Annotated in this window: 11 protein-coding genes; 3 read left to right on the forward strand and 8 right to left on the reverse strand. The window is 29.3% G+C overall.

The annotated features are described in order from the left end of the window. Positions 1-2: 2 nt before the first annotated feature. The 6 genes from ACJJVY_RS13640 to rplU all read right to left on the reverse strand — a co-directional run bounded on the left by ACJJVY_RS13640 (position 3) and on the right by rplU (position 5,722). Complete coding sequence (locus tag ACJJVY_RS13640) at positions 3-560, reverse strand: YeeE/YedE family protein (protein WP_405609796.1); 558 nt, start codon at positions 558-560, stop codon at positions 3-5. Positions 561-562: 2 nt separating this feature from the next. Continuing rightward, the gene (locus ACJJVY_RS13645) at positions 563-1,795 is read right to left on the reverse strand and encodes a 3-deoxy-D-manno-octulosonic acid transferase (RefSeq protein WP_405609799.1); all 1,233 of its coding nucleotides are present in this window, start codon (positions 1,793-1,795) and stop codon (positions 563-565) included. Positions 1,796-2,028: 233 nt separating this feature from the next. Continuing rightward, positions 2,029-2,748, reverse strand: coding sequence for a LytR/AlgR family response regulator transcription factor (locus ACJJVY_RS13650; RefSeq protein ID WP_405609802.1), 720 nt, complete (start codon positions 2,746-2,748; stop codon positions 2,029-2,031). Positions 2,749-2,769: 21 nt separating this feature from the next. Then, positions 2,770-4,698, reverse strand: coding sequence for a sensor histidine kinase (locus tag ACJJVY_RS13655; protein WP_405609805.1), 1,929 nt, complete (start codon positions 4,696-4,698; stop codon positions 2,770-2,772). A gap of 105 nt (positions 4,699-4,803) precedes the next feature. Beyond that, positions 4,804-5,064: a 50S ribosomal protein L27 gene (gene rpmA / locus ACJJVY_RS13660; RefSeq protein ID WP_036824185.1), complete on the reverse strand. Its 261-nt coding sequence runs from the start codon at positions 5,062-5,064 to the stop codon at positions 4,804-4,806. A gap of 40 nt (positions 5,065-5,104) precedes the next feature. Next, positions 5,105-5,722 carry a 50S ribosomal protein L21 gene (rplU, locus tag ACJJVY_RS13665; protein WP_405609809.1) on the reverse strand — a complete coding sequence of 206 codons (618 nt, stop codon included), beginning with the start codon at positions 5,720-5,722 and terminating at the stop codon, positions 5,105-5,107. Positions 5,723-5,985: 263 nt separating this feature from the next. Here rplU and ACJJVY_RS13670 point away from each other — a divergent pair, with 263 nt between their 5' ends. The 3 genes from ACJJVY_RS13670 (at position 5,986) to ACJJVY_RS13680 (ending at position 10,000) form a co-directional block, all read left to right on the forward strand. Further along, positions 5,986-7,296 (forward strand): M16 family metallopeptidase, encoded by a 1,311-nt coding sequence (locus ACJJVY_RS13670; RefSeq protein ID WP_405609812.1) that lies wholly within the window; start codon positions 5,986-5,988, stop codon positions 7,294-7,296. 19 nt (positions 7,297-7,315) lie between these two features. Then, positions 7,316-9,367, forward strand: coding sequence for a M16 family metallopeptidase (locus ACJJVY_RS13675; protein WP_405609815.1), 2,052 nt, complete (start codon positions 7,316-7,318; stop codon positions 9,365-9,367). Between the two features lie 144 nt (positions 9,368-9,511). Further along, positions 9,512-10,000 (forward strand): cation transporter, encoded by a 489-nt coding sequence (locus ACJJVY_RS13680; protein ID WP_405609818.1) that lies wholly within the window; start codon positions 9,512-9,514, stop codon positions 9,998-10,000. Between the two features lie 305 nt (positions 10,001-10,305). Here the strand turns inward: ACJJVY_RS13680 and ACJJVY_RS13685 are convergent, their stop codons facing one another. Then, positions 10,306-12,297, reverse strand: a complete 1,992-nt coding sequence (locus tag ACJJVY_RS13685; RefSeq protein ID WP_405609821.1) for a hypothetical protein — start codon at positions 12,295-12,297, stop codon at positions 10,306-10,308. Positions 12,298-12,508: 211 nt separating this feature from the next. Next, on the reverse strand, positions 12,509-15,259 hold the full coding sequence (locus tag ACJJVY_RS13690; RefSeq protein ID WP_405609824.1) for a carboxypeptidase-like regulatory domain-containing protein: 2,751 nt from the start codon (positions 15,257-15,259) through the stop codon (positions 12,509-12,511). Positions 15,260-15,453 lie beyond the last annotated feature (194 nt).

Below are 15,453 nucleotides of genomic sequence, written 5' to 3' on the forward strand. Positions count from 1 at the left end.
ACCTAAAATAAAATTGGAATTATAAACCAAGTAGCAATAATACCACCTATAAAAAAGCCAATTACAGCTAATAAAGAAGGAATTTCTAAATTACTTAGACCTGTAATTGCATGACCAGAAGTACAACCACCAGCATAACGTGTACCGAAGCCAATTAAGACTCCTGAAACGATTAATATTAAAAAACCTTTTAAAGAAAAGACAACCTCTTCACTAAAGATTTCATCAGGAAAATATTGATTTCCTACATTAGCAAATCCTAAATCTGTTAATTCTTGTACTGTTTTTGGATTTAAATCTATGCTTTTATCAGGAGTTAAAAAATATGCAGAAATAAATCCACCAATAATTAAACCTATAACAAACATTAATGCAAAATCTCGATCTTTCCAATCTTTTTTAAAATAATCAGAAAATTTATCAGCTCCAGCAATCGTACATAAAGTTTCAAAATTTGTGGATGCTCCAAAATTTTTACCAAAATAAAAATACAACAATAAAGAAATTGCTATTAACGGGCCGCCAACGTACCAAGCCCAAGGTTGTAATATAAAATCCATTTTTAAATTTTATCTTTTAAATAATTCATCACTAATTTTGTTGCACCAAGATGGTCTTTAATATATCTTTTATTAATTTCTCCTGTTAATTTTCTAAAACCTTCATCTTCTTTTAAATTGATGAAATTCTGGGTAAATTCTTCTTGATTTTTGATTGAAATACAACCACCAATCTTCACCAAATCTACAGCTTCTTTAAATTTGTCGTAATTATTTCCAATCACTACAGGAATTCCGAAAGTTGCTGGTTCTAAAATATTATGCAAACCCGTTTTTAAACCGCCACCAACATAAGCCAAATCTGCAGCAGCATATATTTTAGTTAAAATACCAATGGTATCAATAATAAAAACTTGATATTCTGCTAAATTTTTATCCGCTTTAGCGGAAAATAAAACTGTTTTTTTATGGATTGATTTCTGTAATTCTAAAACTGCTTCTTGTTTGATATTGTGCGGCGCTATTATAAACTTTTCATCTTCGGATGCTTTATTATTGATATAATTTACCAATAATTCTTCATCTTCTTGCCAAGTGCTACCTGCAACAATGGTATATTTATTGTCTTTAAATTGATTGATAAAATCTAATGAATTGTCTTGATTTAAAATTTTAGAAACTCTATCAAAACGTGTATCACCAGCAATGGTTACATTTTTAAAATCGATGGAATTCAATAAGTTTTTAGAATTTTCATCTTGCACAAAAAAGTGATGAAAAGCTTGTAACGATTTTCGCATAAAATCTCCATAACTTTTAAAGAACAATTGTTTTTCTCTTAAAATTCCTGAAACTAAAATAGTTGGAATTTCTTGTCTTTTTAATTCATTTAAAAGATTTGGCCAAAATTCATATTTTATAAAAATAGCAAATTCAGGGTTTACAATTTCTACAAATTTTTTAGCATTGGATTTAGAATCTAAAGGAAGGTAACAAACCACATCTGCCAAATTATAATTTTTTCTAATTTCATATCCCGAAGGAGAAAAAAAAGTAACTAAAATTTTATAGTGTTTATAGTCTTTTTTTAGTTCTTCTATAATTGGCCTTGCTTGTTCAAATTCACCTAAAGAAGCTACATGAAACCAAATTGTTTTTTTATTCTTTAAAGTAGAAATTTTAGAAAATGTTTCTTTTCTTCCATCAACAAAAATCTTTATTTTTTTATTGAAAAGTGCGATAATAGGTAATAATATTGAAGCTTTAAAAACTAATAAGTCGTACAAAAATTTCATAGCCGCAAAAGTAATAAAAGAACTCTGTATAGCAGTCTTAAAAAAATAGATAAAAAAAAGTCACTCTTTATCTGAGTAACTTTTTTTTTAAAAATAGGATTTATAAAGAAAAATCCAAATTAAATATTAATGTCCCCCAACATTATATTTTTTTAGCTTTGCAAAGCTAACTAATTTTTAAATCATTTACTATAATTTTGTTCTAAACAACACCAACTTTGTTCTAAAAGCATTTATAAATCACTTATTCTTCTTATCAATCCTTCTTTAAAAGTTTTTCCTATTGGTATATCTTCTTTTCTTCTAATTTTTAGAGAATTATTTTTAACTTCTGATACATATTTAATATTTACGGCAAAACTTCTTTGAACTCTAATAAAATTACTATTTAAACTATTAAGAACATCATTTAAACTTCTTCTTAATAAAATCTTTTTATCATTAGCTAAAAACAGCTCTACATAAACATGAGAACTTTTTAAATATAAAATATCATCGAATTTAATTTTTATATAGACTCCTTTTTCTTTTACAAAAATAGCATCTCTTTCTCGACTTTTATAATCATCTTTTTCGCTTAAAGAAAAATTATGTAAAGCTATTTCTATAGATGTATAAATTTCTTCTTTAGAAAAAGGCTTTACTAAAAATGCTGGTGGTCTTACTTCTTTTGCTTGATTTAATGTTAACGAATCTGAATTTGATGTTAAAAATATAAAGGGAAAATGAAAATCTTCTCTAATTCTTCTTGCAACATCAATCCCAGTCTTTTTTCCTGATAATTGTATATCTAAAATAGCTATATCTGGTTTATCGCTGATTATTGTTTCTATTGCTTCTGTATAACTTATTGCTGGCTCTAATGCTTCGTAACCCAATTCTTCTAAAGTATCGCAAATACTATCTGCTATAATAATTTCGTCTTCTACTACTAAAACTTTTACTTTATCCATTAAAAAATATAACTTATCAGATTAATCTACCAATTGTCTTGTATGTATATCTTTAAATAAGATTTCAAAACGAGCTCCATTATCATTCGTTAAATTTAACTTACCATGCAATTGTTTTACCAATCTATTTACCAAACGTAAACCTAAACTTCTAGTCTTTTTAATATCAATATCATCAGATAAACCAGGTCCATTATCTTCTATTATCAATTTAAAATTTTCATCATTTTCTTTGTTGATAGAGATAGATAAAGTATTCTCTTTGTCTTTATTAAAAGCGTATTTATAAGAATTTGTAATTACTTCGTTAATTATTAAACCTAAAGGAATTGCGGTATCTACATCAAAACTCATGTTTTCTGATTTAATTGATGTATCTATTATATTATCCGATTTAAAAAGAGAAGACAGTTCTTTAACAAGTAAATGTATATACTCATCAAAATCTACCAAACCAGTTTCATTTTGATATAATTTTTGATGAATCAATGCCATAGACTTTACTCTATTTTTACCTTCATTAGCTAATTCTAAAGCCTTTTCATCTTCAATACCCCTACTTTGTAATTCTAATAAACTAGATACAATCTGAAAATTATTTTTTACCCTATGATGAACCTCTTTAACTAACAACTCTTTCTCTTTTAATGCTTTACGAATTAAACTGTTTTTTTCTGTAAGTTGTTTAGATTGTTTTTTTATTTTTCTTAAAACCAGTAATGCTATAAAAAATAAAACAAAAGCTAATAAAGCTATAATACCGTATAAAGTTGTTCTTTCTTTTTCATGTTCAATCTCTTGCTGCTTACCTTTTAATGCTTGTGCTGTTTTGTATTCAGCCAAAGATTCCGATAAATCTTTAGAATAAATATCTTTTATTAAATTTATTTGAATATTTTTATATTCAACTCCTTCTTTATAAAAACCATGAGAAACCAAAGCGTTAGAAGAAGCTGCTATTAAATTAGCAAAATCATGATGATTTAAATCTTTACCTAAAGCTCTAAATTTCTCTACTAATTCAAGAGTATTATTTACATCAAATTTATTTAAAACCTCTTTCATTTGAGGAGAGTCTGTTTTAAGTTTATTTACAAACTTAGCATATAAATAATAAGAGTGAAGTTTCGACCAATCCCCTTGATACATCTCATCCAATAAGCTCTTTACTCTTACATTATTTCCCCCTTTGTAAATATAAGCATCTATTAAATGATCAATTGTACTATTATAATAAGGTGATTTTCTTTCTAATTCATTCTCTATCCTAAGACTTTCTTCACTTGCATCAATATATTCTTGAAGTTTATTCTCTAACATTAGAAAATCTGTTAAATGATATAAAAAAGCTACTTGTAGTGGTTTGTCATCTATTTTTTTTGCAATATCCAAACTCTCTAGAGTCAACTTCTTTCCATTTTCAATATCTTTCTGAATCAAAAACATTACTATTGGATGTGTTGTAATCCTTGTTTTTGCCCTCAACACATCTACATCCTTAATATTAAATTTTTCTATATAAGATTCTAGTTTTTCTTGCTCAAAAGAAGCCTCTTCTAAACCTATTCGATTTCTCAGTTCAGAAACTTGACCCCATTTTATTTTTACATAATCTAAATTTATTTTTTTTTCTGTTGGTTCTTCGATAAACTCATTAATATAATTAGATACTTTTAAATATTTAATGGATTGTTTATTGGTAGTACTAGAGGTAAATCTATAGAGGTCTTCATAAGAAATGAACTCTTTATTTACTATTTTTGATAAAATAGAATTATAATCATTACTTTCTAGTTGAGGTAAAAAAATAGCTGCAGAGTCTAATTTTTGTTCTAAAATAAAGACCTCAATTTTTTTAACAATTTCTTTTTCAGGAAGTTTATTTTCTTGAGCACCAAAGCTCATCAAAAACAAGAAATAGAAGAATAGGGTAAATAAAGAATTTCTCATGTAGTAAGGGAATAAACTAGAAATATACTATAAAAATTATAAATAAAAACGCTCAAACAAATTAATTTGTTTGAGCGTTTTAAATATGTTTAAAGTTTTAATTCCTTATACTTCAAAAGGAGTAATAGAGACATAAGATCTATTATCTTTTTTCTTACGGAATTCTACAACACCATCAACTTTTGCATGTAAAGTATGATCTTTACCCATGTAAACGTTTTCTCCTGGATTATGAGTTGTTCCTCTTTGGCGAACAATAATGTTACCTGCAATTGCAGCTTGTCCTCCAAATATTTTTACACCTAGACGTTTCGATTCTGATTCTCTACCATTCTTCGAACTACCTACACCTTTTTTATGTGCCATGTTATTGAGTTTTTATAGGTTAAAGTTAAATTTAACAGAATTATTTTTCAATTCCTCCGTCTAATCTATCTTGTAATTCTTTTAATTCATCCCACTTACCTTCTGCAGCTAAACCAGCTTGCTTTGGCCAAGTAGTAGTAACAATATGAGATAATCTAGAACTAGCTTCAGTTAAGATTTCACTCAATTTAGTTGCATCTGCTTTTGCCACTTTAGCAAAAGTATCTAAACCTGCGCTTACTAAAGCCTCTGCAGCTTTAGGTCCTGCACCTTCAATTTTCTTTAAGTCATCTGCTTTTGCAGCTTTTTTAGGAGCAGCTTTTGCTTTTGTTGCTTTTTTAGCACCAGAAGCAGCAATAGATTCAATTTGAATCTCACTTAAGTATTGTCTGTGTCCATTTTTCTTTTGGTAACCTTTTCTTCTTTTCTTTTTGAAAACGATTACTTTATCACCTTTTAAGTGACCTAAAATTTTGGCCGTTACTGCGGCTCCTTCTATAGCTGGGGCGCCAATAGTTACTGCTCCTTCATTATCAAGTAAAAGAACATTATCAAAAGTTACTTCTGATCCTTCTTCCCCTTGTAAACGATGAACGTATACCTTTTGGTCTTTTGCTACTTTAAACTGCTGCCCTGCTATCTCTACGATTGCGTACATACTAATTGTTTTGCGTATTTATACTAATTGTTTGCATTAACTTACTGAAAATGCGGGTGCAAATATATACATATTTAATAACTTAACCATATTTTTATTAAACAATTAAATCATAATCAACAAAATAAACCATTCATAAACGTTTTATTCTATTGAATGTTTATATTTATGATACGTAAATATAAATTACTTGGTAGTTATGTAACACTTTACCCAAAAATGCGTCAAACAAATTGTTAATTATTAATCCATAAAAATAGTATATGAAGAAAAGTATTTTATCTCTTGCTTCTGCTTTTTTAGTTGCATTTTCTGCAAATGCTCAAAAAGTAGAGTTTGAAGAGTATGACTTAAGTAATGGAATGCATGTAATTTTGCATCAAGACAACTCTGCTCCCGTAGTTACAACCTCTGTAATGTACCACGTGGGTGCAAAAGACGAGCAACCAGACAGAACTGGTATGGCACATTTTTTTGAGCATTTATTATTTGAAGGTACAGAAAACATTGACAAAGGTGAATGGTTTAAAATTGTTTCTTCTAACGGAGGTAAAAACAACGCCAATACTACTGATGACAGAACTTATTACTACGAAGTTTTCCCTTCAAACAATTTAGAATTAGGTTTATGGATGGAGTCCGAACGTTTATTACATCCAATTATCGGACAAGAAGGTGTTGATACCCAAAATGAAGTTGTAAAAGAAGAAAAAAGATTAAGAGTAGACAACCAACCTTATTCTCGTTTTTTAGAATATGTAAAAAAAGAAATTTTTAAAAAACACCCATATAAAGGAACAACTATTGGAGAAATGGAACATTTAGATGCTGCAACTCTAGAAGAATTTTTAGCTTTTAATAAAAAGTTTTACGTACCTAATAATGCAACTTTAGTTGTTGCAGGAGATATTGATGTTGCTATTGCAAAGAAAATGATTGAAAATTATTTTGAACCAATTCCTCGTGGTGCAGATATTAAAAGAACTGTAATAAAAGAAGATCCTATTACAGAACCTATTGCTGCAACCGGCTACGACCCAAATATTCAAATACCTGCAGTAATGACGGCATACAGAACGCCCTCTATGAAAACAAAAGATTCTAGAATTTTAGATATGATTTCTTCTTATTTAAGTACTGGTAAAAGCTCTGTATTGTATAAGAAGTTAGTTGATACTAAAAAAATGGCTTTACAAGCAGGTGCAATTAACTTAAGTCAAGAAGATTACGGAACATATATTATTTTTGGTTTACCACAAGGAGAAACTAAGTTAACTGATATTGTTTCAGAAATTGATGAGGAAATTGTAAAATTACAAACAGAGTTAATTTCAGAAAAAACGTATCAAAAACTTCAAAATCAATTCGAGAATCAATTTGTAAATTCTAATTCTAGTGTAGAAGGAATTGCAAACTCTTTAGCTAGATATAATGTATTATACGGAGACACAAATCTAATTAACACAGAAATAGACATTTATCGTTCTATTACTCGTGAAGACATTAGAGAAGTAGCTAAAAAATATCTAAACCCTAATCAAAGATTAACTTTAGAGTATTTACCAAAAAAATAACTAACAAAAGACATATACAATGAAAAAACAGATAATATCACTTATCGCACTTATAGCAATGTCTTTTGCTACAACTGCACAAATAGATAGAAGCGTACAACCTAAACCAGGACCAGCCCCAAAGGTTCAATTAGGTAAATCAGAAAAATTTACTTTACCCAACGGCTTGCAAGTAATTATGGTAGAAAACCATAAACTACCAAGAGTATCTGCTAATTTAACTATAGATAACCAACCTGTAGTAGAAAGTGAAAAAGCAGGAGTTTCTAGCATTATGGGGAGTTTATTAGGTAGAGGTACAAGTAACATTACTAAAGATGAGTTTAACGAAAAAGTAGATTTTTTAGGAGCTGGAGTTAATTTTTACAGTTCTGGTGCTTCTGCAAGATCATTAACAAAATATTTTCCGGAAATAATAGCTTTAATGGCTGATGGTGTTAAAAATTCTCAATTTACTCAAGAAGAATTTGACAAAGAAATTAAAATTACGTTAGACGGATTAAAATCTGATGAAAAAAACGTTACTAGCACTGCCAGAAAAGTAGAAAATGCTTTATTATATGGTAAAAATCATCCTTACGGAGAATTTATTTCTAAAGAAACGATTAACAATATTACTTTAGAAGATGTTAAAAATAATTACAATACCTATTATAAGCCAAACAATGCTTATTTAATTATTGTTGGAGATATTAACCCAAAAGCAACTAAAAAATTAGTAAAAAACTTGTTTAAGAAATGGGAAAAAAGTGATATACCAGAAATTGCTTTTCCAAAACCAGAAAACGTTTCTAAAACAGAAATAAATTTTATCAACATGCCAAATGCAGTACAATCAGAAATTGTAATTGCAAATAACATCGATTTAAAATTAGGCGATAAAGATTATTACGCTGCATTATTAGCAAATAACATTCTTGGTGGTGGTGGAACTGCACGTTTATTTATGAATTTACGTGAAGACAAAGGTTATACCTATGGTTCTTATTCTAGCCTTAGACAAAGTAAAATTGCTGCTAGTTTTAGAGCAACAGCAAGTGTACGTAACAATGTTACAGATAGTTCTGTGGTAGAAATTAAAAAAGAAATTGATAAAATTAAAGATGTAAAAGTTTCTGAAGAAGAATTAAAAAATGCAAAAGCTAAATATGTAGGTAATTTTGTTATGGAAGTTCAAAAACCAGCAACTGCAGCAAGTTATGCTTTAAATATTGCACGTTATAATTTACCATCAGATTTTTACGAAAACTATTTATCAAACATTAATGCCGTTACTGTAGAAGATGTACAAAATGCAGCTTCAAAATATTTTAAGAGTGATGAAGCTCGTATAATTATTACCGGTAAAGCAATTGAAGTGTTAGATAACTTAGAAAAAACAGGTTATACAATCAATTATTTTGATAAAAACGGAGATGCTACAGGAAAACCAGAAATGACACTTCCAATTCCTGATAGAGTCACTAAAGAGACTGTTATTAACAAATACTTTAAGGCAATTGGTGGAGTAGAAAAAATTAAAGCCGTAAAAACAACTTTTGCAACTTATGAAGCAAGTGCAATGGGTCAAACTCTTTTAATTTCTGAAAAAAGAAATGCTACTAATTTCTCTAGCGAAATTAGCGTTGGTGGTAATGTAATGATGAAAGTATTAACACATAAGGATGGTGTTAGTACTAACGGACAAGCTTTACCTGATAATATTGCATCAGAAATGACACATACTTTAGGTACTTTCCCAGAGTTAGGCTTGCTAAATAATAATGAAACTTTATTAACTAGCATCGAAAAATTAGATGGTAAAGATGTTTACGTACTTTCTAAAAAAGGGACAATAGTTTCTACATCTACTTATTTTGATGTAAAGACAGGTTTAAAAGTAAAAGAAGTTCAAACAATGGCTATGGGAGGTAAAATTCAAAATCAAGAAGCTACTTTTAGCGATTACAAAGATTTTGACGGAATTATGTTTCCAACAAAAAAATCTGGAAGTATGGGACCTCAAAAAATTGAATCTACTTTAGTTTCAATAAAAATTGATGAAGGGGTTTCTGAAGAAGATTTTAAATAAGAAACTTTTTTTAATATAAAAAAGGGTGAAAACAGGTTGTTTTCACCCTTTTTCTTTACAAGAATTTTCACAAAATTGTATAAAACATTAAAAGTCATTTCTTTTATTAATAAATTTGTAACATAATCTTTATAATATACAATAATGAAAATTCAAAAAATATTATTTTCTCTTACTATTACCTGTTTCCTTCTAACAGCATGTAAAAACGAACCTAAAAAAGAAAAATTACCGGTTAAAAAAGAAAATGTTTCTTTAGCTATTTCTGGTATGACTTGCGAAATTGGTTGTGCAAAAACTATTCAATCTAAATTATCTAAAAAAGAAGGTGTTATAGACGCTAAAGTTATTTTTACAGATAGTATTGCCAATATAGAATTTGATGCAAATACAACCTCTAAAAAAGATTTAGCAGCTTTTGTTAGCGGAATTGCTGGTGGCGAATTATACAAAGCATCTATTGCTCCTAAAAAAATAGCTCACACATGTACAGAAGATTGTAAAGAAACTTGCATAAACAAAACAGCAGCTACAGAAACAGAAAAAGCTTGTTGCTCTTTAAATGAAGACGGAACAACATTTTGTAAAGAAAATTGTAAAATGGCGTGTTGTACAGATAAAGCAGCAGCCTAAACTAAAAATTAATTTTAAAAAAAAGAGCAGACTTAAACAAGTCTGCTCTTTTTTTTGCGTTAAAACTATTTTTTATTACAGTTCATCATTCAATTTGGTTAACATTATTAAGCCTGTCTTAAATAGCAAATAACACATACAAATTAGCTATTCTAAATATAGCACTTACATATACAGTTAGTATTAGATTATATTCACTAAAATAATACATTAAACCTCTGATTAAGTCCCAGAACTACAAAGTATATCTAAAACAAAAAGCAGGCTTAAAGCCTGCTTTTTATATATTCTAAAACCTTTTTCGATTATAAACCTGCATTAATCCAAGACCAAGTAGAAATATCTACTTGAGTACCTGTATTGTATTCACCTGTTAAAGTTGCAGCAACACCATCAATTACAACGTTAGCTAAAGGACCATCATCTCTCATATCTATGTTAGTTTCATAACCTTCTAAATATAAGTTAGAAATAGTTCCTCCAGAAGTTGCTTTAAATTGTAATGCTGTACCACCAACAGTAGAAATTGCTGTTATGTTAGTAAAAGCAGGGTTTCCGTTTGTTTTATCTCCTTCAAATGCGGTAGAGAAACCTTCTACTGTATGAGAAATATAAGCATTTGTTACAGAACCAGACCAAGACTCCGTCCAATCAATAGCATCATCACTATTATTTTCTAAATATAAGTTAGAAACTGAAACAGTACCACCAAAGAACTCAACACCATCATCATCTCCATTTATTACAGAAACATTTTCTACTGTAGTTCCTGATCCAACAGCATAAAAAGATACACCATTATACTGAGATTCAGAATTAATTTGAGCACCAGTACCTTTAATTACTAAATATTTAATAGAACCAGAACTGTCAGCATCATCAGTTCCACCATAAATAAATCCACCTATTTCTGCTTCTGCATCTACACCTGCACTAGTTGTAGCATTACCACATAAAGTAAGACCTCCCCAATCTCCAGGCTCACCTGCAGAAGAAGACATTACAACTGGGTTATCAGCAGTACCTTGTATATCTATTTCACCACCTTTTAAAACTGCAATATAAACACCTGTACCACCATCTCTAGCAGTAATTTTAGTTCCTGCCGGTATCGTTAATTTGCCACCGTCTTGTACAATATAAGAAGAGCTTAAAGTGTAAGCAATAGAAGCATCTAATGTTACATCACCTGTAACAGCACCCTGTAACAAGTTGGTATCAAAAGAAACATCAGTATCAACCCAAGGGAAATCTGAAGCACTTACTGTAGATACAGCAGAAGTACTTAAAGAATAAAAATAACCATCTGTTGCTGGATCTTCATTTAATGCAACTGGAGAGTAACCATCTGTAAAAGTAACGTTAGTAACATCTCCACCATCTTTCATATCTAAATCAATATCATAACCAACTAAAGAAAGTCCAGAAATAGTACCTCCAGAAGTAGCTTTAAATTGTAATGCAGTACCACCAACAGTAGAAATTGCTGTAATATTATCAAAAGTTGGGTTACCATTAGCTTTATCTCCTTCAAAAACAGTAGAAAAACCATCTTCTGTATGAGAGATATAAGCATTTGTTATGTTACCACTCCACTCTTCTGTCCAATCAATTGCATCATCTTGAGTATTTTCTACATATAAGTTAGTTACAGAAACAGCACCTCCAAAAAACTCTACACCATCATCTGCTCCATTAAGTACAGCAATGTTGCTTACAGAAGTACCAGAACCTACTGAGTAAAAAGAAATTCCGTTATATTGAGATTCTGCATTAATTTGTGCACCAGTACCAGCTATTTGTAAGTAAGAAATAGATCCTGAATTATCAGTATCATCTGTACCTCCATAAATAAAACCTCCAACTTCAGCTTCAGCATCAACACCTGCACTTGTAGTTGCATAACCACAGATAGTTAACCCCCCCCATCCATTAGCTTCTCCTGAAGCAGTAGAAATAACTACTGGGCTAGACTCTGTTCCATTAATATAAATTGCTCCTCCTTGTAAAACTGCAATATAAACATCTGTACCACCCTCTGTTGCTTGAATCTTAGTTCCTGCAGGTATAGTAAATGTATAACCTTCTGGAATGATAAAAGAAGATGTTAATTGATAAGAAACACTAGAGTCTAAAGTATAATCTGTATCTAATGTTCCATTTAAAATACCAGCTTCTAAGTTTTCTTGAACACCAGAAGTAGGTATAACTATTGGATCGTCGTTTTTACAGCTTGCAAAAAACATAACGAAAGCTAAAGCTAAGAAACCTAAATTATTAAAAATTGATCTTTTCATTTTTATTTTATATTGTTATTATTGTTTGCACAAAGAAACTACCAAAGCTTTTAAATAACCTTATCTAAATATTAATTATATGTTAGATAAAACAACTTATGTTAACTAATTGTTAACTTGATTTTTTTCTAAAAAAAATATAAATAATAAAAAACCTAGAAATTAATTTCTAGGTTTTTTATTGAAAATTTAATGTATTTTAGTTTCTTTCTTAAAAAGAATATTTAACTCCCAAACTTATTTGACTTCCTTGTTTATAATTTGAAACCACTTCGTTTACTTCTTCTCCATTTAAGTAATTTACTAATTGAGTTTGTTTAATCTCTGGATTCAATAAATTTCTTCCAACAAATTTAATTGTTAACTTCTCACTTAATTCTTTACTTAAAACTAAATCAAGAGAAACAAAACCTTTTTCTATAATTTCATCATTATAAAGTGTAGCACTATTAACAAAATCTTCTGGAGAACCTAAGGCAAAAACTTTATCTGAAGAATAGTTACCAGTTAAAGTTGCTAAAAATTCATTTTCTTTATTATTACTATAACTTAAACTACCGTTTGCAATAAAATCTGAAGCACCTTGTAAATCTGATTCTGTTTTTCCTTTGTACTGAAAAACATCATACAAATCTTGTTTAAACCACATTTTAGTTAAGTTAGCAGTAAAACCTAAAACGGTATCGTCATCTTCATTTTTAATAAAACTTGTTCTTGCCTCTAACTCTAACCCTTTTACTGTTGCTTTATCTCCTGTATTATAAAAAATAAAGTTACCAGATGAACCTCTTGACTGTGCTAAGTTTATTGGGTTTTCTATACTTTTATAAAATCCAGTTAAAGAGAAAACTTCTCCTCTACTCGGAAAAAATTCCCATTTTAAATCAATATTAAAAACATCTGATTTCTCTAACTCTGGATTACCTTTAGATACACGACCTGTTGGCGAAACATACTCAAAAGGAGATAATTCTTTAAACTCCGGTAAAGTTTGTGTAAGACTGGTTGCAAAACGCAAGTATTGATTTTCTGCTACCTCATATTTTAAATTAAGGCTTGGAAATAAGTTTTCGTATGTTTTACTTGTAGTACCTATTCTACCAACATAATTAGCTACATCCCAAGATACATTAATTTCATCCATTTCAAAACGTAAACCTAAATTACCAGACAACTTCTCATTTAAAATAAAATTAAAATCTGCAAAAGCAGCTAAAACATTAAGCTCTCCTGTAAAAAGATCTGGTTCTCCTACTCTAAGGTTTAAACCATTATTTATGTTAGATTGTGTAAAAGTTGTAGACAACTCATCCACAGACGGCGCTGTAAAATTTCTTGCTAATACGCCAATTTGTTGCGAATTAAAATCTCTTTCTTTTCTTCTATAGTTTACACCATAATTAAGCGCAAAAGGTTTATCCCCTTCTTCATTTAACGCACCAAACTTCCAGTTATTTTTTAGAAACCCATTAAGTTCTACATCTTCAATCTCTTGTGAAGATTTTCTTTGTTGATAATCTCCCACATGCGCATATTGAATTAATGATGAACTAGTAATATCTAAAATATTAACTTCATTTCTAATTCTATTTGGTTCTTCTGCTAATACATAATTGTAACCAGCTGCCCAACTTAAGGTATTATTCTCATTTAAATCATGCTCACCCATTAATTGATTAATAAGCATTGTAGTTTGTTTAAAATTTTGATCTCTTACAAAAGCTCCTTCTTCTTGAGGGTCTTGATCATAAACAAAACCTAAACCATTTCTACCTTGCTCATACAAGTTATTAGAACCTTTGTTTACAAATAATGTATTAAATTTTACACTATTACTATCGTTTAATTTTAATTTAAAATTTAAATAACCACTAGTATTTGTTTTAGTTGTAAAACTTTCTACTTCATCAAAAAAGGTATCATTACGGTTTTGTCTAAAACTTTGAAACTCTCCAGAAAAATACTCAAAAGATTTAGAATGAGAAAGTGTTGCATAAAATGACAAGTCTTTACCAAAAACCTCAAACTTTTTAGTTGCAGATAAAGATCCGCTATAATTTATTGGCTGTGCAGATAACACTTCAGTATCCCAACCTTGGTTTGTAATTAAATCTTGTAATGCATATTGCTTTTTATGAAAACCAAAATTTATATCATTGTCTATAATTGTAGTTCTAAAATCATCATCATAAGCCATAACATTTGTATTTACACCACCTGTTAAACTAACAGAATACCCTTCTTTAGAATACTCTTTAGTAATAACATCTACATTACCAGAAGCTTGGTCCGAATAACCAGATGTTGTATAAGTTTTACTAATACCAACATTTTTAATAACATCTGTAGAAAAAAGACTTAAATTAATGTTTTTTCTTTCTACATCGTCAGATGGTATTGGCAACCCATTCATAGTAGTAGATAAATATCTATCTCCTAATCCTCTAATAAAAATATCTCCCGTACCTTGACTTTTAGTTACACCAGAAATTTTAGTTGTTGCAGTTGCTGCATCAGAAACACCAATTTTTGCTAAAGTTTGAGCTCCAATACTTTCTTTAATTACAGTTGCTTTCTTTTGCTCTAACAGCAAGGCACTTGCAGATTCTTTATTTGTAGATGATTTTACAACAACCTCATCTAAAGAAACACCTTCTGCCGCAGACATTAATTGATTTATAGTTACTGTCTCTCCTCCTTTTATGGTAAATGGCTTTTCTATTGACTCGTACCCTAAAAAACTGAAAACAACAATATGATTTCCTGCTGGCACACTAAGTGTATAATTACCATCAAAATCAGTAGTAGTACCAATTGTTGTTCCTTTAATAAGTACATTTGCAAAAGGCAATGGCTCATTATTAGTTTCTTTGTCTGTTAACAATCCTTTTAAAGTACCTTTGTCTTGGGCGTTTACAAACTGGCATAATGCCAACAAAGTAATAAATAAAATTTTCTTCATTTTGAATATATAATTTCTTCATGCAAAAATCCACCCAAACCGTAAACTATATGTTAGTTTTAAATTATGCTTATATTACATAAAGGTTAACTAAATGTTAATAGCAATTAAAACCTTAACCTTTAATTAATTTTAAAAACTACTTTTTTCATTAAATTAAATAGCAATAATTATTTTTCAAAAATCTTTATACA

Origin of the sequence: Polaribacter sp. Asnod1-A03 (assembly GCF_045063585.1) — a bacterium.
Classification (GTDB): Bacteria; Bacteroidota; Bacteroidia; order Flavobacteriales; family Flavobacteriaceae; genus Polaribacter.

Coding starts and splice junctions, on each gene's coding strand:
- ACJJVY_RS13640 (WP_405609796.1), bottom strand. CDS start 560: ATGGATTTTATATTACAACCTTGGGCTTGGTACGTTGGCGGCCCGTTA.
- ACJJVY_RS13645 (WP_405609799.1), bottom strand. CDS start 1,795: ATGAAATTTTTGTACGACTTATTAGTTTTTAAAGCTTCAATATTATTA.
- ACJJVY_RS13650 (WP_405609802.1), bottom strand. CDS start 2,748: ATGGATAAAGTAAAAGTTTTAGTAGTAGAAGACGAAATTATTATAGCA.
- ACJJVY_RS13655 (WP_405609805.1), bottom strand. CDS start 4,698: ATGAGAAATTCTTTATTTACCCTATTCTTCTATTTCTTGTTTTTGATG.
- rpmA (WP_036824185.1), bottom strand. CDS start 5,064: ATGGCACATAAAAAAGGTGTAGGTAGTTCGAAGAATGGTAGAGAATCA.
- rplU (WP_405609809.1), bottom strand. CDS start 5,722: ATGTACGCAATCGTAGAGATAGCAGGGCAGCAGTTTAAAGTAGCAAAA.
- ACJJVY_RS13670 (WP_405609812.1), top strand. CDS start 5,986: ATGAAGAAAAGTATTTTATCTCTTGCTTCTGCTTTTTTAGTTGCATTT.
- ACJJVY_RS13675 (WP_405609815.1), top strand. CDS start 7,316: ATGAAAAAACAGATAATATCACTTATCGCACTTATAGCAATGTCTTTT.
- ACJJVY_RS13680 (WP_405609818.1), top strand. CDS start 9,512: ATGAAAATTCAAAAAATATTATTTTCTCTTACTATTACCTGTTTCCTT.
- ACJJVY_RS13685 (WP_405609821.1), bottom strand. CDS start 12,297: ATGAAAAGATCAATTTTTAATAATTTAGGTTTCTTAGCTTTAGCTTTC.
- ACJJVY_RS13690 (WP_405609824.1), bottom strand. CDS start 15,259: ATGAAGAAAATTTTATTTATTACTTTGTTGGCATTATGCCAGTTTGTA.